Genomic DNA, 18,756 nt, shown 5'->3' on the forward strand with positions numbered 1-18,756 from the left:
GGTCGGGCCATGACTACACCATCGCCCTCCTCGCCCGAGTTCGACTTCCACCTCAACCGCCCCGGTGCGCTGATCGCCGCGCTGCCCGCGGTGCTCGGCTTCGTCCCGCACCGCAGCCTCGTGCTCGTCACCATCGACCGGGGCGAGTTGGGCTGCGTCATGCGCGCCGATCTGGCCGATGACATGTCCGGCCGCGTCGCGCACCTGGTTGACCTCGCGGCGAAAGCCGGCGCGGACGCCGTGATCGCTGTGGTCGTGGACGACCACAGCCGGGACTGCCTGGCGTGCGATGACCGCTACCGCGACCTCGCGGCGGAGCTGGACGAGGCGCTGGGTGCGGACGGAATCGAGCTCTACGCCGCGCATGTGGTGGACAAGGTGGCCGCCGGGGGGTTCTGGCACTGCGCCGACGGTTGTGGCGCAGAGGGATACGTGGACGACCCGGGCGCGTCACCACTGGCGGCAGCCGCGGTGCTCGACGGTCGGCGCCTCTATGGCAGCCGTGACGAGCTACTTCGGGTGATCCGGCCGGACCCCGTGGCCGCCGCGTCGATGAAACGGCCATTGGAGCTCGCGGCGCAGCGGCCGGGACGCCCGGACGCCCGGCCCGACGACGAGGTGCGTGGGGACGTCGAGGCCGCGATGCGGGCAGCGGTGCAGTTGGCCGAGGGCGACGCGCCCGGCAGCACCGAGTTGGCGCGGTTGGCCGTCGGGTTGGCCGATCCGAGGGTCCGCGACACGCTCTATGCGCTGGCGGTCGGGGAGTGCGCGGAGCAGGCCGAAGCGTTGTGGGCGCTGTTGGCCCGCAATCTGCCCGATCCCTGGCGCGCCGAAGCGCTTGTTCTGCTGGCCTTCTCGGCGTATGCGCGGGGGGACGGGCCGCTGGCCGGGGCATCGCTCGATGCCGCGCTGGACGCACGGCCGACGCACCGGATGGCGGGCATGCTCGATACCGCGCTACAAGCGGGCATGCGGCCGGAGCGCATCCGGGAGCTGGCGGTCACCGGTTATCGGCTGGCCGAACAGCTCGGCGTACAACTGCCGCCGCGGCGGACGTGGCGCCGCAGGGCCGGTTGAGTGGCTAGACCTTCTCCACGCGGACCGCGTGGGCCATGTGATGGGGCAACTCGACCTGCTCGTGCCCCGGGATCACGATCATCACGCCGCCGTGATCGTTGGCCTCGACGGTGACCCTCGCATTCGGCACCACGCCGGCATCCTTGAGTCGACCGATGAGTTCGGTGTCGCCCTGAACATGTTCGGTGAGTTGGCGGACCACCACGGCAACCGGCAACCCGACCGGAAGTTCGGTGAGCCGGACCAGGCTGACATCGTCGTAGCCCGTCGCGCCGACACCGAGGTCGGACAGCCCCGGGATGGGATTGCCGAACGGCGAGGTCGTGGGGTTGTCGAGCACCTGCACCAGGCGCCGCTCCACGTCTTCGCTCATCACGTGCTCCCAGCGGCAGGCTTCGGCGTGGACGTCCTCCCACGGCAGCCCGATCACGTCGACGAGCAGCCTTTCGGCCAAACGGTGCTTGCGCATCACGGCAACCGCCAGAGCGCGGCCCTTGTCGGTCAGCTCCAGGTGGCGGTCGCCGGCGACGTGCAGCAAACCGTCGCGTTCCATGCGTGACACCGTCTGGCTTACCGTCGGACCGCTTTGGTCGAGCCGTTCGGCGATGCGGGCGCGCAACGGCACCACGCCCTCTTCCTCGAGGTCGTAGATCGTCCGCAGGTACATCTCGGTGGTGTCGACCAGATCGTTCATGCGCGCCTTCCCAGCCCAAACGTCACGGCTCAGTCTACCGTTTCCGGCTCTTGAACTGCGGCGCAACATCGGGGCGTCGGGCACCTCACAGCGTGGGGCAAAACCCCAGGACATGGGGCCGGAACCGCCCGGCGAGGCCCGAAACAGCCCAGATGTGCGACGTGCCCCGCCGGAAACCGACGGGGCACATCTGGCGGAGGGACTAGCTGGCGTAGGAGCGGAGTCGGTCCGCACGCTCGCCGTTGCGGAGCTTGGCCATGACCTCACGCTCGATCTGGCGGACCCGCTCGCGGGAGAGACCGAACAGCTTGCCGATCTGATCCAGGGTGCGGGGCTGGCCGTCGTCGAGGCCGAACCGCAGCCGGATCACCTGCTGCTCACGCTCGTCGAGCGTGGCCAGCACGTGGCGGATATCGGTGTGCAGCAGTTCGGAGATGACCGCGTTCTCGGCCGACATCGCCTCGGAGTCCTCGATGAAGTCGCCCAGCGGGGCTTCCTCGTCGGTGCCGACGGGCATGTCCAGGCTCACCGGGTCGCGGCTGTGCTCCAGCAGGTCGTTGATCTTCTCGACGGGGATACCGGACTCTTCGGCCAGTTCCTCGTCGGTGGCCTCGCGGCCCAGGTTCTGGTGCATCTCGCGCTTGATCCGGGCCAGCTTGTTGACCTGCTCGACCAGGTGGACCGGGAGCCGGATGGTGCGGCTCTGGTCCGCCATCCCGCGGGTGATGGCCTGCCGGATCCACCAGGTGGCATACGTGGAGAACTTGAAGCCCTTGGTGTAGTCGAACTTCTCCATCGCGCGGATCAGGCCCAGGTTCCCTTCCTGGATCAGATCCAGCAGCGGCATGCCGCGACCGGTGTAGCGCTTGGCCAGCGACACCACCAGGCGGAGGTTGGCCTCCAACAGGTGCCGCCGTGCTGCCTCACCGTCGCGGACGACGGTGGCCAGATCACGCTTCCGGTTCTCGCCCAGGCGCTTCTTGGTGTTCAGCACGTGCTGGGCGTACAAGCCCGCCTCGATGCGCTTTGCGAGTTCTACCTCATCGGCGGCGTTGAGCAACGCCGTTTTGCCAATGCCGTTCAGATACACGCGCACGAGGTCGGCGGCAGGGCTCTGGGCATCCAGATCACTGTCGACGCGGCTTGTGGTGGCATTTGCCATGACGGCCTCCTGATCAGCTCGAACTGTCATGATCTACAACGTCGTAGACCCCATGAGAGTTCCCGCCGACCGTCGGATTCATGCCCGTTGAGCTGCGGTTTTTCCGAACCGACCTGAGAATGTCCTGAGAATGGCTAAAGAAGCCGCTCAGCTGGGCTCATCGCCGTCGGTCCGCGCTGCGTCCGGTTGCGGTGGCGTAAACGGCTCCTTCTGTAACGCCGGCCGCTCTGCGGTGGGGAACAGTGGGATCCGCTCGCCGCGGCCGGCATACCGCCGCGGCTCCTCGGCGCTACGCGGGGGACGGTCGTTGGCGATCAGCACGGCCATCCAGGGCAGCGGTATCGACGCCACGATGATCGCGAGCGAGATGAGCCCGTTCTGCCAGATGTTGTAGGCGACCGCGGCGAGGATGAGCGCCGGGATGCGGAAGGCCATCAGCGTCAGATACTTGCGGACGCGTTGGCGGTGCTGCACTTCGTAGGCAGGTGCGGCTTTGGTGATGAGAACCGGGCGGGCTTCCTTGCCGAAATCGTCGCCGAAATCGTCGTCGAAACTCAGCTCGTGGCTTTGTTTCATACCTCTACTGTTCCACACCCGGACCGGGTCGTGGCATGCGGATTTCCCAATGCCCCGCAGCCAGGCACAATAAAACTATGCAGACCCAGACCATCGAGCGCCCGGATACCGACGAACGCGTCGACGACGGGACCGACGACGACAGCCCCAAGTTCTTCCATTACGTCAAGAAAAACAAGATCGCCGAAAGTGCGGTCATGGGCACGCATGTGGTCGCGCTGTGCGGCGAGGTGTTCCCGGTGACCAAGTCGGCCAAGCCGGGCTCTCCGGTGTGCCCGGATTGCAAGAAGATCTACGAATCGCTCAAGAAGTAGGCGGCGGCGGTTCAGCCGGCTCGGGCGCGGGCGTTCCTGCCGGCGCCTGGGCCTCGCCATTGTTGGAGCCGTTGAGGGCTTTTTCCTCCAGCCATTCCCGCAGCCTCCTGGCGTGCGTGTCCGACGCCGGCCACTCCTCTTGGATAGCCGCATTCAGTTCGGCGCCGAGCATGATGGCGAAACCCAGGAAGAATGCGAACAGCAGGAACGCGATCGGCGTGGCCAGTGCGCCGTAGGTGTAGCCGGTGCTCGTGATCCAGGTCAGGTAGATCCGCAGCCCGAACGTGGCGACCAGGAACACCACCGTCGCCAGTACCGCGCCCAGCACCAGGCGGTGCGTCGGGATCGGAGCGGGCAACGAGACCCGGTACAGCACAGTCACCCCCACGAACACCGCGAGGAACAGCGCCGGGTAGTAGCCGTAGCGCAGCGCGTTGTCCAGACTGTCCGGAATGTGCTCGGAGACCGCCCGCGGCCCGAGCGCCAGCAGCGGCGCTATCCCGATGGCAGAGACGAGCATGACCACGTACAGGCCCAACGCGTAGAAGCGTTGCCGCACCGGATGCCGCAGCGGTGTCTGATCGTGGGCCTCCACGATGGAGTCCACGAACGCCGACACCGCCGACGACCCGGCCCACAGCGAGATCACGAAACCCACCGACACCACCTCGCCGCGGGCGCCCCGGACGATGTCGCGGATCGTCGGTTCGATGATCTCGTTGACGACGTTGGGGGAGAAGAAGCTGTTCGCCGCGTTGATCAGCTGATCCTGAATTGTCGGCAGGGTGTCCGGCCCGAACAACGGTGCGATATAGGCCAGGCTGCCGAGCATCCCCAGTAGCAGGGGAGGCAGTGACAACGCGCACCAGAACGCCGCCTGTGCCGATTCCGAGAAGATGGAATCGTCCCAGCTCTTCGACAACGTGCGTCGAGTGAGGTGCCAGATGTGGTGGCGTGATGGTGGTACTGGAAGCGGCTGGCCAGTCATGACCAGTCAAGCATTACTGACGAAACGTGCTCCTGCCCAGGCGGGTGGTGCCGGCTGTTGGCGGTCAGGCGTCTGCCGCGCTGGTCTCCAGCACTGCGGCCAGCTCGACCAGCTTTGCTTCGTGTTCGTTCGCGTGGTGCTGGCAGAAGAGCAACTCGGCCCCCGAGGGCAGCTTCGCGCGCACGCGTGCGGCCGCACCGCAACGATCGCAGCGATCGGCTCTGGTTAGCTCCGGGCTTGTCAGAGTTGCGTTCATGGCTCCTCCGTCTTCTGCTCTGCGCATCTCGGCAAAGGCGCCTCGATTGCGTATGTCTACTCTGTCAGACGTTTTGGATTCCGGCCTTGTTCCCCAGGGGTTCACCGGTGTGTCGTGTCTCACTTGGCCCCCGTGTTGCTGGCCCGGCAAGCTGACGATATGCATCCATCCCCGCGTGTCCTGGTTCACTTGTGCAGCGTCGAGGATTGGCTGACGGCCCAGCGTAGCGGTGAACACCGTCCGGACTCGCTGGGCCTGCAGGGCTTCGTCCACCTGTCGGCGCCTGAGCAAGTGCATCTGCCGGCCAACCGGCTCTACTCCGGACGGCGCGACCTGGTGCTGCTGCACATCGATCCGGCGAAGTTGACCGACCCGGTGCGCTGGGAACCCGGAGTTCCGACGGACCCCGACGCGATGTTGTTCCCGCATCTGTACGGTCCGCTGCCCGTGGACGCTGTGATGACCACCACGACCTATGCGCCCGACGGCGACGGGCGGTTCGCGCCGCTGACCGACGACACGCCGTCGGCGTAGAGCGCAGCTCAGCACCTCATACGCCACGTGACATGCTCGTCGGGTGTCTGTCGCCGCCCAGAACCGGCAGGGCGCGGCCACCCGGCTGCGCCTGGTGAAGGCTGCCGAACGGCTGTTCGCCGCCCAGGGGGTGGACGCCGTGTCGGTGCGGGCGGTCAACGCGGCCGCGGGACTCGGCGCGGCCTCGGTGCACTATCACTTCGGCTCCAAGGACGACCTGCTGCGCGCGGTGCTCACCGACATCGGCGCGCCGGTACGCGACGAGATCGCGGCCAACGTGGCGGCACTGGCGGCCGAGCCGAGCGCGCCGGCTACTGACGCCCTTGTCCGCGCGGTCACCGAGCCGTATCTGAAACTGTTGCTCCGCCACCGGGTCCGGGGGATGCGGTGGATCAAGATCATCGCTCAGATCTCACAGGAGAACCATCCGGTGATGCTGGAAACCGAGCAGCACCTGCCCGACGAACTCTTCGCTCAGGTTCAGCGGGCGTTCCCCGATTCGGACCCGTCGCGCCTGGAGTTGCGCTGGGCCATCTCGATCATGAACTTCATCCAGGCGCTGAGTCGGGCCGACGGGTGGCGCCGTAACGGGAACCGTCTGGACGAGACCGAACTGCGGGACTTCTACGAAGACCTGGTGCGGTTCGTCGTCGGCGGGGTCGATCGGCTGCTCGGGACTTGACCCATCAATGCGGTACCGGTAGGCCTTGGCAGGCCAAAATTTCTGGATCATTTGATCCAATCAGTCGATCCAGATAACGTGCCCGGCATGTGGAATTCGAGTTCGATCAAGTTCGGGGCATTCCTTGCGCCCTATCACCCACTCAACGCCGACCCGGCCCTGCAGCTGCGCCGCGACATCGACCTGATGGAGCATCTCGACCACCTCGGTTTCGACGAGGCCTGGATGGGTGAGCATCACTCGACCGGATCTGAAATCGTTCCTGCACCAGATGTTTTCATCGCGGCAGCCGCCGAGCGCACCGAGCGCCTCCGGTTCGGGACGGGCGTGATGTCGCTGCCGTACCACCACCCGCTGGTCACCGCGGACCGCATCACCCAGCTCGATCTGCAGACCCGTGGCCGGCTGATCGTCGGCACCGGGCCGGGCAAGATCCCGCTGGACGCACACATGATGGGGATCAACCCGATCGACCAGCGCCGCATGCAGGGCGAGGCACTGGAGGCGGTGCTGCGACTGCTGCGCGGTGAAGTCGTCAACATGGAGACCGACTGGTTCACCCTGCGCGACGCGCGAGCCCAGCTGCCGACCTACGATCCGGCCGGCATCGAGGTGGCGACCGCCTCGACCATCTCGCCGAACGGATCGGTGCTCGCCGGCACGCACGGATTGTCCCTGCTGTCACTGGCCGCCAGCTCACCCAGCGGGTTCGACGTACTCGACCGCAACTGGGGTGTATACGAGAAGGTTTCGGCCGAGAACGGGTATCAGGCAGACCGCTCCACCTGGCGCCTGGTCAATCCGATGTTCATCGCCGAGACCCGGGCCGAAGCCGAGCGGGCCGTCAGCCGCCGGATCCATGCCATCGCCGAGTACGTCAACCGGCAACAGGGCATCAGTCCCGATTGGGCGCAGACGCCCGAGGGCATCATCAACCAGTGGCGCACCGACAATCTGGGCGAGTTCGGTCAGGTCATCATCGGTACCCCGGAGGATGCGATCGCTCAGATCGAGCGCCTCATCGACAAGACCGGCGGGTTCGGCACCCTTCTGATCATGCATGTGGACATGGCGAGTTGGGAGGACACCAAGCGCAGTTACGAGCTGTTCGCGTCAGAGGTCGTGCCGCACTTCAAGAACCGCAACGCCGGCAGACAGGCCAGCATGCAGTTCGCCGAGGACAACAGCGAATACCTGCTGGGCGGCCTGATCGGCGCAATCACCAAGGCGCACACCGACTATTACGGCCAGCCTGCCGAGCAGCTCGCCGGGCAGGGGGCGTAATGCGCGTCGCGGAGTACTTCGACGGTCAGTTCACCGTCACCGATGTCACCGAACCGCCCGCCACCGGGTCCGGGCAACTGCGCATCAAGGTGGCCGCGTGCGGCATCTGCGGCAGTGACCTGAGCATGTCCAAGGATCCGTGCCGGTTTGTCGAGGTGGCCGCCGGTGCGGGCTATCCGTTCGCGGTGTTCGACGCCACCCGTCCGGTGGTTCTCGGTCACGAGTGGTCCGGCACCGTCGTCGAAACCGGCCCGGGCGTCGAGGATTTCACCGAGGGGGACCGGGTGACCGGGCTCGGCATCACCACGGAGCAGGGCAGCGGGATGCCGACGATCATCGGCTACTCGAACCAATACCACGGGGCCTTCGGCGAATTTATCGTCGTCGACGCCTTCTGGGTCCGGCACGTGCCCGACGGCCTGTCGCTGGAGCACGCCGCTCTGGCCGAGCCGCTGCATGTCGGCGAGATGCACATGCAGCAGTCTGGTCTGACGCCCGCGGACACCGCTCTGGTGATCGGATGCGGATCGATCGGTCTGGGCACGATCCTGGCCGCCAAGGCGGCCGGCGCGCACACCGTCATCGCGTCGGAGCCGTCACCCAAGCGCCGCGAGCTCGCCGCGAAGATGGGTGCCGACATCGTCGTCGACCCCGGCGAGCGGGATCCGATCGCGCTGTACAACGAGCTGCTGGGCAGCGGCAAGACCGGTGGCGGTCTCCTGATCGCGTACGAGTGCAGCGGGCGCGTCGGCACCCTGAACACGCTGACCCACACGCTGCCGTGGGGTTCGCGCATCCAGGTGGTGGCCTCGCCGTTCGCCGAGGAGACCATCATCCCGGTGGTCGCGCAGATGCGGCAGATCGCCATCATTTTCGGTCACGGCCCCTACGACCAGGCCTACGAGAAGGTGCTGGCACGGCTGGCCGCAGGTGAGATCGATGCCGAGGCGATCATCACGGGGCGGGTCGGCCTCGACGGACTGGGCGGCGCGTTCGAGTCGCTGCGTGACCCCGAGGCGCACGTCAAGATCCTGGTGCTGCCGGGGAAGTGAGATGCGGCGACCCGGTCAGCCGCGGTGTCCGGGGGACACTTTCGGCTGCCGGGTATGCCGGTCGGCGAGGGGCGACTCTCAGTTGGTGTGGACCGGGGTGACGGGGATCCGGCCCGCGCTGGCACCACCGTCGACGGTCAGATCCGCGCCGGTGATGTACGACGACGCATCCGAGGCCAGGAAGGCGACGACCTCGGCGACTTCCTCGGGCGTGCCCACGCGGGTCAGCGGCGCACCGGGATGGCCGCCCGGCCCGCGTTCCACCTCGAGATGAGCGATCATCGGGGTGTCGATCATGCCGGGATAGACGGTGTTGACCCGAATACCCAACGGGCCCAGCTCGATTGCCGCGACCTTCGACATCCCGCGCAGGCCCCACTTGGAGGCACCGTAGGCGGTGTAGCCGGCCAGCCCCTGCACACCCGCCTGCGACGAGATGTTCACGATCGAACCGCCGCCCGCGGCCTGCATCGGCTCGGTGACGGCCTGCATGCCGAGGAAGGCGCCGATGAGATTGACCCGCAGCATCTGCTCGAACCCGGCGGTGTCCTGCTCGGCCAGCGGCACCACTTTGCAGATGGCGGCGTTGTTGATCAGCACGTCGACGCGGCCGAATTCGCGCACAGCGGTGTCGACCGCTGTGCGCCAGTCAGTTTCGTTGCCGACGTCGTGGCGGACGAAGCGGGCGGCGGCGCCGATGGACTCGGCGACCTGCTGACCGTCGGCGACGAGAAGATCGGTCAGCACCACCTTGGCGCCCAGCGCGGCGAACAGCCGCGCCTCGGCCTCGCCCTGCCCGCGGGCGGCGCCGGTGACGATCGCGACCTTGCCGGTCAGGTCCACGCCGGGCATCAGTCGTTGTCCTGGTCGATGCCGGTCAGCATGAGTTCGGAGACGCGGCGGGGGAATTCGGTGAACTTCGCCATCGGGACGATGTTGCGCGGCAGGATGACGTGGCGACGGTTGTTCTCGATGGCATCGGCGATCGCCGCGGAAACCACCTCCGGGTCCAACTGATCGCGCGGAATCATCCGCCACCGGATCGACCGCTCGATGGTGCGCCGCGCCGGACCGAATGCGCGGATGTGGTCGATCATGTCGGTCTTGACCTCGCCGACCTGGACGAGCGTGGTGCCGACGGGTTTGCCCCGCAGCTCGCCGCGGATGCCCGCGGTGAAGTGGCTCAGCCCGGCCTTCGACGTGCCGTACAGGGTCAGTCCCGGCCCCTGCGAAATCGCACCCATCGACGAGACGTTGACGATGTGGCCCCGCCCGCGCTGGACCATGCGCGGTATCGCCTGGCGGCAGATGTCCATCGGCGCAGCCAGATTGACCTGAAGCAGGTTACGGATCTGCTCGGGGCTGACCTGATGGAACCGGCCGACGTGGTCGATACCGGCGTTGTTGATCACGATGTCCACCGGTCCGTCGGCCTCGACCCGGTCCAGCAGACCCTCCACGGCCGCCGGGTCACCCAGGTCGGTGGGGTAGGCCTTGCCGCCGATCTCCTTCACGAGCAGGTTGAGCGCTTCGGCATCACGGGCCACCACGGCGACATCGACACCGCGCGTAGCCAGCACCTCGGCGATGCTCTTGCCCATGCCGCGGCTCGCGCCGGTGACCAGAGCGCGGGAGTTCCTCAGCTTCATGGGTTGCCTTTCAGTGGTTTTCAGGTGTGGTCTTGGTTGTTCAGGACTTCAGGGCGTCGCGGACGACGGCGCACACGTCTTCGGTGGCTGCCGCCGCGGCGGGCAGGTGGTCGGCGAGGTTGAAGAAGCCGTGGAAGCCACGCTCGTAACGCCGGACGCTCACTTTCGCGCCGCCGGCGGCGAGCATGCGCCCGTACTCCTCGCCTTCCTCACACAGCGGATCCAGGGCCCCGGTCAACACGTGCGCATCCGGAAGTCCGGTCAGGTCACCGAGAATCGGCGATGCCGACACCTCGGCCTGCGCGCCGCTCGCGCCGAGGTACTGGGCGGTGAACCACTGCATGTGTTCGGCGGTCAGCACCCCGCTCTTGGTGTGCGGGCTGGACAGCGACGACTTGCGACGCTGATCCACCACCGGGTAGATCAGTAGCTGGAACGCGATCGCCGGTCCGCGTCGGTCGCGGGCTGTCATGGCGATCACGGCAGCCAGGTTGCCGCCTGCGCTGTCGCCTGCGATCACGAGCCGGGCCGGATCGCCGCCGATCTCGACGGCGTGGGCAGCTGCCCATTCCGTTGCCGCCCAGGCATCTTCGACCGCGGCGGGGTAGGGGTGCTCGGGTGCCAGCCGGTAGTCGACCGAGACCACGATCGCGCCGATGCCGTTGGCGAGTCTGCGGCAGCACGAGTCGTGTGAGTCGAGATCACACAACACGAATCCGCCGCCGTGGAAATAGACCAGTACGGGCAATGCCACGCCGGGCCCGGGGTCCAGCGGGTGATAGATCCGCACCGGAATGTCACCCGCGGGTCCCGGGATCGCACGGTTCTCGACATGGCCCACCTGCACGGGTTTGGCCGGCCGGCGACTGGCCTTGAGCCGGGCCCGTACCTCGGCCGCCGCGGCGACCGGATCCATGCCGCCTTCGAGGATCGGGGCGAACGCGTCGCCCATCCGGCCGGCGACCTCGCGCTTCATGGTGTCGTCCTGAGTGTTCACGTCGCTCACCGGGTACCTCCGGTCAGCTCGCCCCGCAGTACCTTGCCGGTGGCATTGCGGGGCAGCTTGCCGAGGAACTCGACGTCGCGCGGAATCTTGTACCGGGCCAGGTTCGCCCGCACATAGTCCTTGATCTCATCGGCGCCCAGCGTCGCCCCGTCGACCAGCACCACATAGGCGTTGAGCCGCTGACCGAAATCGTCGTCGCTGACCCCGATCACCGCCACTTCGTCGACCTCGGGATGGCTGGTGATCAGGTTCTCGACCTCCAGTGGATAGACGTTCTCGCCACCGCAGATCACCATGTCGTCGTCACGGCCGTCGATGTAGAGGCGGCCGGTGCCGTCGAAGTGGCCGACGTCCCCGCTGCTCTGCAATCCGTCGATCGATTCCTTGGTGCGGCCGTCGGTGTAACCGGCGAAGCTCACGTCGCTGCCGGCGAATACCCGTCCGATCACACCTGGTTCGGTGATCTCGTTGCCCGCCGAGTCGTACAGGCGGACGGCACATCCGACCGGGGCCCGGCCGGCCGTGCGTGGGTCGTGCTCGAGATCCTCGGGCATCGCCACGGTCATGACCGCGAGTTCGGTTGAGCCGTAGAGGTTGTAGAGCACCGGGCCGAACTCCGCCAGAGTGCGCGTGACCAGGTCGGGCGGCATGGCCGAGCCCGAGACGAAGATGATCTTCAGCGACGACGTGTCGTAGCTGTTGCGAACATCCTTCGGCAGAGCCAGGATTCGCTGCAGCATCGTGGGAACGACGACGAGCACGTCGCAGTGGTGGTTCTGGACCGCGCGCAGCGTCTCCTCCGGGTTGAACTTGCGTCGCAGCACCAGGCGGTTGCCAAGGGCCAGCGACAGCACGGCCTGCCCGAGCCCGGTGCCGTGGAACATCGGCGCGGCCAACATGCAGGTCTGACCGCGACGGCGCGGCACGCGGTCCAGCAGCTGAGCCGAGAACAGGGGAGAGGTCTTGCCTCGCGGGGCGCCCTTGGGGGTGCCGGTGGTGCCGCTGGTGAGCAGCGTCATGCCGCCGGGCTTGGCCGGCGCGGCGACCGGCGCCGGCGAGGTGGCGGCGATCAGACCTTCCAATGAACCCTCGACGTCGGCTGTCGAGCGTTCGTCGGTCCAGGCCAGGAATCGGCGAACGGTGGAATCGACGGCGCTGACGAGGTCGGTGAACTCCTCGTCATAGATCAGTACGGTGACCTTCTCGCGGGCCGCCACATCGGCGAGCTGCGGCTTGGCGAACCCGGTGTTCATAAGCAAGAGCTGCGCCCCGACCTTGCCGGCCGCGGCCAGGACGGTGACCAGGCCGCGGTGGTCCCGGCACAGCGCTGCGATCACCGAGCCCGCACCGATGCCGCGTGAGTTCCAGGCCCGGGCAAGGGCATTGACCCGGTCGTTGAGTTGGGCGAACGTCACGTCACCCCATTCGTCGGTGATCGCGATCGCATTGGGATCGCGGGTCGCGGCACTTTCGATGACGGCGGCGAAGCCGCCGAACTGGCGGACCAACTTTGCCTGGCGGATGCCGTCGGCCGCTCCACCGGACAGGCCGGACTCACGCAGCACGGCGAGGCTACGGACGATCACGCGGAGCCGGTTGATCCTGGCGGCGAGGCTGGATGGGCGCGGAGTAGCTCGCTTCATGGCGCAAACCGTAGGTCGCATCGGGCCCGGTGCGGGCCCTGAAGTCTCGCTGGGCGAGACAGCTTGCCTCCTGGGACACACGATTGGTCCAGAGTGATGGCAGCCACAGGAGAGCCGTATCGGCGGCGGACAAGCGAGGTTGAGAATGCGGCGTTTGAAAGGTGAGGACAACAGCTTTCTGGCATGGGAGAGCTCGGTCCAACCGCAACACACGATGAAGGCCGTCGTTCTGGATCCCGACCAGGTTTCTGAACCGCTCACCTTCGACCGGATCAAGCGCGCCGTGCAGGGCTGGGTCGATCAGATCGAACCGATGCAGTGGCAGTTGCTGTCACCACGGGTGGGCTTCGGCCGGCCGTGGTGGGTGTCGCGACCGGAGATCGATATCGAACACCACGTCCAGCGGACCACCGCTCCCGCGCCCGGCGGTGACGAGGAGCTCGCCGCGACCATCGGCGAGATCTTCGAGGTGGCCCTGGACCGCGACCGACCGGCCTGGCAGCTCTGGTACGTCGAAGGCCTCAAAGACGGCCGTATCGCCCTGGTACTCAAGATCCACCATGCCGTCGCCGACGGCACTGCCTCGCTACGTCTGCTCGAAACCCTGTACAGCGCGGACCCGGCCACCCCGCTACCGCAGCCAGGGCGGACAGCACTGCGCAACGAGCAGCGGCCCGCACCGTGGGTGTGGTGGCCGCTGGTGCTGCGTCACCAGATCGCCGCGCTGGCCCGTTTCCCCAGCATCATCGCCCGAACCGTGGCCGTCACCGGTGTGATCCGCCGTCGGCAGAAGACCGGAAAGCCGGGCTACGCAGAGGCTTTCGCCGCACCGGCGATGCCGTTCAACGAACCGTTCTCGGCCAGCCGTCGATTCGCCTACCGACGATGCGACGTCACCGAGATCAAACGCGTGTCCAAGGCATTCGGCGTCACCATCAACGATGTGTTCCTGACCATCTGCGGCGGCGCCCTGCGCGACTACCTGGTCGAGAGCGGACAGGCCAGTGACGAGAGCATGACCGCTGTCGTGCCTGTGTCGATGCGGCCGGCCGAAACCGAGGCCGAGTGGGGCAACAAGGTGGCGCGTTGGAACGTCGACCTCGCCACCCACATCGCCGACCCGGTGGAGCGCCTGGCGGCGGTCGCATCGGCCACCCGGACCGCGCGCGAGGTGCAGGCCGAGCGGGACGCCTGGCTGCAGCATGACTGGATGGAGTACTGGCCGCTGTTCTGGCTGTACTCGCGTGTGCTGCCGATCCTCGGGGCCAAGATGAAGCGCCGCCCGATGTTCAGCCTCATCGCCTCCAACATGCGCGGTCCGCAGGAAACGCTGTACTGGGGCGGTGCGCCGATCGAGCAGCTGATCTCGTCGGGGCCGATCGTGTTCCCGATGGGGCTGAACTTCACCGGCTGGAGCTACCGCGACGAGATGGCGGTCTGCGTCCTCACCTGTGGCGATCAGGTGTCGGACCCGTATGGGATCGCCGACCGGGTGCCGCAGGTTCTGGCCGAGTTGGCGGCGCGAGCCGGTTCAGTCGACGGCGGGCATCGAGCGCCGGATCGTCAGGCGGTATCCGGCTAGGACGTCGAACCACAGGCGGGTCACCGGGTCTGTCACATCGAGCGCGTGGCGGTTGCCGCTGCTCAACAGTTGGTCGGCAGCATTGCGCGCGCGGGTGACAGCCTGGCGCAGTGCCGAGGCCGCGCTGTCGGCATCTGCGCTCAGTGCAGTGGACAGTTGCAGCCGAGCGGCGTCGATGTCGGATTCCGCCGTCGCCACCAGCACCGCCGAGGCTGTCAGTTCGGTGGTGTCCTCGCTGCCGTACGAGGTGCCCAGCCGCCGGCGGACCTGACCGACGTGCGCCTGCCACACCCCGGATGCGGCGCCGACGACGGCGGCCGCCTGCCCGGCTGCGGCAAGGACGGGGTAGGGAGGTCGGACATCGTCGAATTCGCCTCTGTCCCAGGCGTCGTCGTCAGACGGCGCGAACACGGAGTCGCTGTCGAGGACGACGTCCGACACTGTGACATCGCCGATTCCGGCCGCGTCCAGACCACGCGGGCCGCCGGTGCCGTCCACCCGGACCGCGCTGCGGGGGACAAGGGCGTACCGGACCGTCCCCCCGTCGAGGGCGCCCAGCAGCAGCCAGTCCACGACGTGGGCGCCGGTCACTGATGCCCAGCGACCGGTGAGCCGAAACTGTCCGTCGCCGGCGGACAACCGCCCGACCGGTTCCGCATCAGCGGTCACCAACGCACGGGGGTCGGCGCCCCACACCCGTTCGGCGGCAGGGTCGCCCAGCCCGGCCACCGCGTAGGCGGCGGCGTTGACCGCCGCCGCGAGCCATCCCGTCGACCCGTCGCGCTCGGCGAGGTCGGCAACCGCGGTGAGGAACTCGGCCGGCGGCACTGCCCGCCCGCCGTATCGCACCGGCTGCAACAACCGGCCAGATTCCGAATCACGCACGACGGCAATCGATTCAGCGGCCGAGCGGGTGGGCTCGACGTCGGGCGCACCGGGCGGCTCGGCCATATGACCTCCTGGGAGGGGCGACGAATGGTATTCACGATGGTGACACACCGGACGGGCAGGACAGGGCGGCAACGATGACGCAGAATGTGCGCGGCGCAGTACGCCAGGCACTGCCGGCGATCGCCGCGGCCGCGGCCGACGTCGACCGTACCGGCGCCGTCGACCCCTCGGTGATCACCGGCCTGCACGACGCTGGTTTCTTTGCGATGCTGCGGCCCAAGGCGTTCGGCGGGACCGAGGCCGACCCGGCCGAGTACCTGGCGGTCACCCGTGAGCTGTCCGCGGCGTGTACCTCCACAGGGTGGCTGGCCGGTGGATTGGGCGTCAACACCTGGCATCTCTCGTTGTTCGATCACCGGGCCCAGCGCGACGTGTGGGGACCGGACCCACGGACCCTGCTCTGTGAGTCGTACGCACCGACCGGTCGGCTCGAACGGGTGGGGGACGAATTCCGGTTGTCGGGCCGGTGGAGCCGGTGCACCGGAATCCTGCATGCGTCGTGGCTGATGGCCGCCGCGGTGCTGGTCGGTGAGGACGGTGCGGCCCAGGACTTTCTGGTGGCGCTGGTGCCGCGTCAGGACTACGTCGTGGAATCGACTTGGAACAGTGTGGGATTGCGCGGTATCGGGGCGCACGACGTCGTCGTCTCGGGTGTGGCCGTGCCGCGTTACCGCACGTTCGGCTGGGTCAGCAGTGACCAGCTCGGCTCGCTGGCTCCGCTGTACCGGTTGCCGCAGCCCACCATGTACACCCACACGGGAACGGTTCCGCTGCTGGGCGCGGCCGAGAACGTGCTGTCCGCACTGCGGCCCGGGCACGGTTCGCCGGTGGATCCGGTGGCGATGGCGTGCAGCGATCTCGACCTGTCGAACCGGCAGATCGAACGCAACCTCGGCGATCTCATGGACTGCGCGCGGGCCGATCTGGCGCCCGGCAACGACCTGGTGCTGCGGTCGCGGCGGGACCAGGTGCTGGCCTCCCGGCGCGCTGTCGCGGCGGTCCGGACATTCATCGCGCACTCGCACGGTGGCGACATCGGAGACCCGCTGGTGGAACGGGTGTGGCGTGATGTCCAGACCGCGCAGACCCACGTTGCCAGCAACGTGGAGCAGGTGCTCTCGCTCGTCGGCCGCCACTCGTTCGGCATGGAGGTCGACGAGATCGTCTGGTAGTCGGCCGGTCAGACCCACGCGTCGGAAGTGAGTGTCCGCAGCACGCGGGACAGCATGTTGTCGGTGGCCTGCGTCTGCGAGGTGGCCGGCGAGGTGGAATCACGCGCACTTGTTTGCTGGGAGCCGAGTTGCGCGGAGATGTGCCGGGCCGCCCTGATGACGAACGGGGCGGTGCGCTGGAGGCGATGCAACGGAACCGCGCCCGTCAACGACAGTCCTGCCACTTCACCGTCGGCCGAGCGCAGTGGCGCCGCCACGCTGGTCAGGCCGATCGCCAGTTCCTCGTTGTCGTAGGCGAGCCCGTGGCGCGACCGGATCCGCGCGAGTTCGCGGTGCAGGGTCTCCAGATCGCTGATGGTGGACCGCGTGGAACGGGTCAGGCGCGGCCCCAGGACGGCATCGACCTCCTCGGCGGGAAGCTCGGCCAGCATGGTCTTGCCCAGCGCGCTGGCGTGGGCGGGAGTGTGGCCCGCGACGCGGGTGGGCACCACCGCGCTGTTGCGTCCGGCCACCTTGTCGAGGTAGATGACGTCGCCGCCGAAGAGCACGCCGAGATGGACCACCAGACCGGTGTCGGCATGAAGTCGGGACAGGGTGGGTGACGCCACGCTGCGTAGCTGTGAGTGGTCGATCATCCGGGTCACCGGCAGCGGAGAGGCCGCCAGCGAATAGCCGTCCGGCCGGTGTTGCAGAAGGCCGGCGCTGTGCAGCTGTTTGAGGATGCGGTGCACCGAGGACCGGGGCAGCCCCGTGCGTGCGGCGATCTGATCCAGCCGCAAATGTTTGCCAGGTTCGTCGAAGGAGTTGAGGATCAGGGCCACCCGATCCACCATCGAAACGGCCGCATCACCCGAATCGGCGCGTGGTCGAGCGGTCGCGTTTCTGGTGGATGCCGGCACTGCGCCCCCTAGGACGTCGATCACTGAGTCCCCCACAATCTCACTCAGCGAGATCCTGGCGCAAGCGTAAAGGTGCGGTACCTCACCATGGTGGGCAACATGCGATACACGCGACAAGGAGTTTTCGATGCGTGGTGTTGAAATGACCAGGGACGTTCTGGACGGCATCGACGAGAATGCCGATCTGATACTGGCACTCGGGCCCGTCAACGAAAAGCTCGGCCGGCTCGACGATCGGGCCGTCGAGGCGCTACGTGAGTCCGGCGTGATGCACATGCTGCAGCCCGAGGAGTTCGGCGGAATCGAGACGCATCCAGGTGACTTCGCCGAGGCTGTGCTCGACATCGCCCGGCTGGACGGGGCAGCGGGCTGGGTTGCCGGTTCGGTCGGCGTGCCGCCGTGGGCGTTGGCCTCTGCCGACCGCCGCCTGCGCGACGAGGTGTGGGAGGCGGACTCCGATGTCTGGATCGCCTCGGCCCACGCGCCGGCCGGCGTTCTCCTGCCCGTCGACGGGGGCTACCGGCTCTCGGGGGAGTGGCGGTCGGTCGCGGCCATCGACCATTGCGAGTGGGTTGTGGTCGGCGCCCGCGTGGTCGGCACCGGAGACGCCGACGGACTCGGGTATTCGCTTGTGCCGCGGGAAGATCTGCGGATCGACGACGAATCCTGGAATGCCATCGGATTGATCGGCACCGGTAGCAAGAACATCACGATCGACGACGTGTTCATCCCCGGACATCGGCTGCTGAACCACAACCGCATCGTCGACGGCACCGCACCGGGACATGCCGGCCTGCGCAACCCGATCTACCACATCCCGCTCAGCACCATCGCGCCGTTGGGAATCACGGCCGCGGTGATCGGCATGGCCGAGGGCGCACTGAGCCACCATGTCGAGGCGGCCGGTGCCGACGGACCGGTCGAAGAACATGCCGCCGCAGAGATCCGGGCGTCGCGGCTGGTGCTGCTCGACACGCTCACCGCGTCCTTCAACCGGGTGTTGGACGGCCCGGTCGACACGGGGATGCGGGCCCGCGCACGCCGCGATCAGATCGCCGCGGCTCGCCGGGCAGTACGGGCGCTCGATGAGATCGTCTGTCACTCGAACGTCGATGCCCTACGCCGCGGCAACCCGGTGCAGCGGTTGTGGCGGGATGCCCACGTGGGCCTGGCAACCGTGGTCACCGAGTCGAAGGTGGTGTCACCCTGACCCGGCGGCACGGCGAAAAATGGTG

The 18,756-nt window shown here is 67.6% G+C and carries 20 protein-coding genes; 9 read left to right on the plus strand and 11 right to left on the minus strand.

Going from position 1 to position 18,756, the window contains the following annotated elements; all coding sequences use genetic code 11:
* The first annotated feature begins 9 nt into the window (after positions 1-9).
* On the plus strand, positions 10-1,077 hold the full coding sequence (locus A5779_RS18710) for a DUF4192 domain-containing protein (RefSeq protein ID WP_064884432.1): 1,068 nt from the start codon (positions 10-12) through the stop codon (positions 1,075-1,077).
* Positions 1,078-1,081: 4 nt separating this feature from the next.
* Here A5779_RS18710 and A5779_RS18715 read toward each other — a convergent pair whose 3' ends face one another.
* The 3 genes from A5779_RS18715 to A5779_RS18725 all read right to left on the minus strand — a co-directional run bounded on the left by A5779_RS18715 (position 1,082) and on the right by A5779_RS18725 (position 3,509).
* Complete coding sequence (locus tag A5779_RS18715) at positions 1,082-1,771, minus strand: iron-dependent transcriptional repressor DtxR (protein WP_019348280.1); 690 nt, start codon at positions 1,769-1,771, stop codon at positions 1,082-1,084.
* 202 nt (positions 1,772-1,973) lie between these two features.
* Positions 1,974-2,963 (minus strand): sigma-70 family RNA polymerase sigma factor, encoded by a 990-nt coding sequence (locus A5779_RS18720; protein WP_264010495.1) that lies wholly within the window; start codon positions 2,961-2,963, stop codon positions 1,974-1,976.
* 117 nt (positions 2,964-3,080) lie between these two features.
* Positions 3,081-3,509: a DUF3099 domain-containing protein gene (locus A5779_RS18725; RefSeq protein WP_064884434.1), complete on the minus strand. Its 429-nt coding sequence runs from the start codon at positions 3,507-3,509 to the stop codon at positions 3,081-3,083.
* A 77-nt stretch (positions 3,510-3,586) separates the two neighbouring features.
* Here A5779_RS18725 and A5779_RS18730 point away from each other — a divergent pair, with 77 nt between their 5' ends.
* Positions 3,587-3,823 carry a DUF3039 domain-containing protein gene (locus A5779_RS18730; RefSeq protein WP_055113262.1) on the plus strand — a complete coding sequence of 79 codons (237 nt, stop codon included), beginning with the start codon at positions 3,587-3,589 and terminating at the stop codon, positions 3,821-3,823.
* Here the strand turns inward: A5779_RS18730 and A5779_RS18735 are convergent.
* Together A5779_RS18735 and A5779_RS18740 are read right to left on the minus strand one after the other, a co-directional pair.
* Positions 3,813-4,811, minus strand: coding sequence for a YihY/virulence factor BrkB family protein (locus A5779_RS18735; RefSeq protein WP_064884436.1), 999 nt, complete (start codon positions 4,809-4,811; stop codon positions 3,813-3,815). The genes A5779_RS18730 and A5779_RS18735 overlap by 11 nt on opposite strands.
* A gap of 64 nt (positions 4,812-4,875) precedes the next feature.
* Positions 4,876-5,067 carry a DUF7455 domain-containing protein gene (locus tag A5779_RS18740; RefSeq protein ID WP_055113266.1) on the minus strand — a complete coding sequence of 64 codons (192 nt, stop codon included), beginning with the start codon at positions 5,065-5,067 and terminating at the stop codon, positions 4,876-4,878.
* Between the two features lie 159 nt (positions 5,068-5,226).
* Between A5779_RS18740 and A5779_RS18745 the strand changes: the two genes are divergently transcribed.
* From A5779_RS18745 to A5779_RS18760, 4 genes are all read left to right on the plus strand, one after another.
* Positions 5,227-5,601: a DUF952 domain-containing protein gene (locus A5779_RS18745; RefSeq protein ID WP_064884508.1), complete on the plus strand. Its 375-nt coding sequence runs from the start codon at positions 5,227-5,229 to the stop codon at positions 5,599-5,601.
* A 43-nt stretch (positions 5,602-5,644) separates the two neighbouring features.
* Positions 5,645-6,283: a TetR/AcrR family transcriptional regulator gene (locus A5779_RS18750; RefSeq protein ID WP_064884438.1), complete on the plus strand. Its 639-nt coding sequence runs from the start codon at positions 5,645-5,647 to the stop codon at positions 6,281-6,283.
* An 87-nt stretch (positions 6,284-6,370) separates the two neighbouring features.
* Complete coding sequence (locus A5779_RS18755) at positions 6,371-7,567, plus strand: LLM class flavin-dependent oxidoreductase (RefSeq protein ID WP_064884441.1); 1,197 nt, start codon at positions 6,371-6,373, stop codon at positions 7,565-7,567.
* Positions 7,567-8,619: an alcohol dehydrogenase catalytic domain-containing protein gene (locus tag A5779_RS18760; RefSeq protein ID WP_064884443.1), complete on the plus strand. Its 1,053-nt coding sequence runs from the start codon at positions 7,567-7,569 to the stop codon at positions 8,617-8,619. The genes A5779_RS18755 and A5779_RS18760 overlap by 1 nt, the downstream gene beginning before the upstream one ends.
* Positions 8,620-8,697: 78 nt before the next feature.
* Here the strand turns inward: A5779_RS18760 and A5779_RS18765 are convergent, their stop codons facing one another.
* From A5779_RS18765 to A5779_RS18780, 4 genes are read right to left on the minus strand one after another with little or no spacing between them, the layout of a single operon-like run.
* A complete protein-coding gene (locus A5779_RS18765) occupies positions 8,698-9,471 on the minus strand; it encodes a glucose 1-dehydrogenase (protein WP_064884445.1) in 774 nt (257 codons plus the stop codon).
* Positions 9,471-10,268, minus strand: coding sequence for an SDR family NAD(P)-dependent oxidoreductase (locus tag A5779_RS18770; protein WP_064884447.1), 798 nt, complete (start codon positions 10,266-10,268; stop codon positions 9,471-9,473). Before A5779_RS18770 ends, A5779_RS18765 begins: the two co-directional genes overlap by 1 nt.
* Before the next feature lie 40 nt (positions 10,269-10,308).
* Positions 10,309-11,274, minus strand: coding sequence for an alpha/beta hydrolase (locus A5779_RS18775; RefSeq protein ID WP_082941744.1), 966 nt, complete (start codon positions 11,272-11,274; stop codon positions 10,309-10,311).
* Positions 11,271-12,917, minus strand: coding sequence for an AMP-binding protein (locus A5779_RS18780; RefSeq protein ID WP_064884449.1), 1,647 nt, complete (start codon positions 12,915-12,917; stop codon positions 11,271-11,273). The genes A5779_RS18775 and A5779_RS18780 overlap by 4 nt, the downstream gene beginning before the upstream one ends.
* A gap of 145 nt (positions 12,918-13,062) precedes the next feature.
* Between A5779_RS18780 and A5779_RS18785 the strand changes: the two genes are divergently transcribed.
* Complete coding sequence (locus A5779_RS18785; RefSeq protein ID WP_064884451.1) at positions 13,063-14,499, plus strand: wax ester/triacylglycerol synthase family O-acyltransferase; 1,437 nt, start codon at positions 13,063-13,065, stop codon at positions 14,497-14,499.
* Here the strand turns inward: A5779_RS18785 and A5779_RS18790 are convergent.
* Positions 14,449-15,450: an acyl-CoA dehydrogenase family protein gene (locus A5779_RS18790; RefSeq protein ID WP_064884453.1), complete on the minus strand. Its 1,002-nt coding sequence runs from the start codon at positions 15,448-15,450 to the stop codon at positions 14,449-14,451. The two genes, A5779_RS18785 and A5779_RS18790, sit on opposite strands and share 51 nt — an antisense overlap.
* Before the next feature lie 74 nt (positions 15,451-15,524).
* On the opposite strand from A5779_RS18790, the gene A5779_RS18795 reads away from it, so the two are divergent.
* A complete protein-coding gene (locus A5779_RS18795; protein WP_064884455.1) occupies positions 15,525-16,622 on the plus strand; it encodes an acyl-CoA dehydrogenase family protein in 1,098 nt (365 codons plus the stop codon).
* Positions 16,623-16,630: 8 nt separating this feature from the next.
* On the opposite strand, the gene A5779_RS18800 is transcribed toward A5779_RS18795, so the two are convergent.
* Positions 16,631-17,443, minus strand: coding sequence for an IclR family transcriptional regulator (locus A5779_RS18800; protein ID WP_236734805.1), 813 nt, complete (start codon positions 17,441-17,443; stop codon positions 16,631-16,633).
* Positions 17,444-17,648: 205 nt separating this feature from the next.
* On the opposite strand from A5779_RS18800, the gene A5779_RS18805 reads away from it, so the two are divergent.
* Entirely contained in the window at positions 17,649-18,731 is a 1,083-nt protein-coding gene (locus tag A5779_RS18805; RefSeq protein ID WP_082941745.1) for an acyl-CoA dehydrogenase family protein, read from the plus strand.
* Positions 18,732-18,756: the final 25 nt, after the last annotated feature.

The organism is Mycolicibacterium peregrinum (assembly GCF_001665625.1).
Lineage (GTDB): Bacteria > Actinomycetota > Actinomycetes > Mycobacteriales > Mycobacteriaceae > Mycobacterium > Mycobacterium peregrinum_B.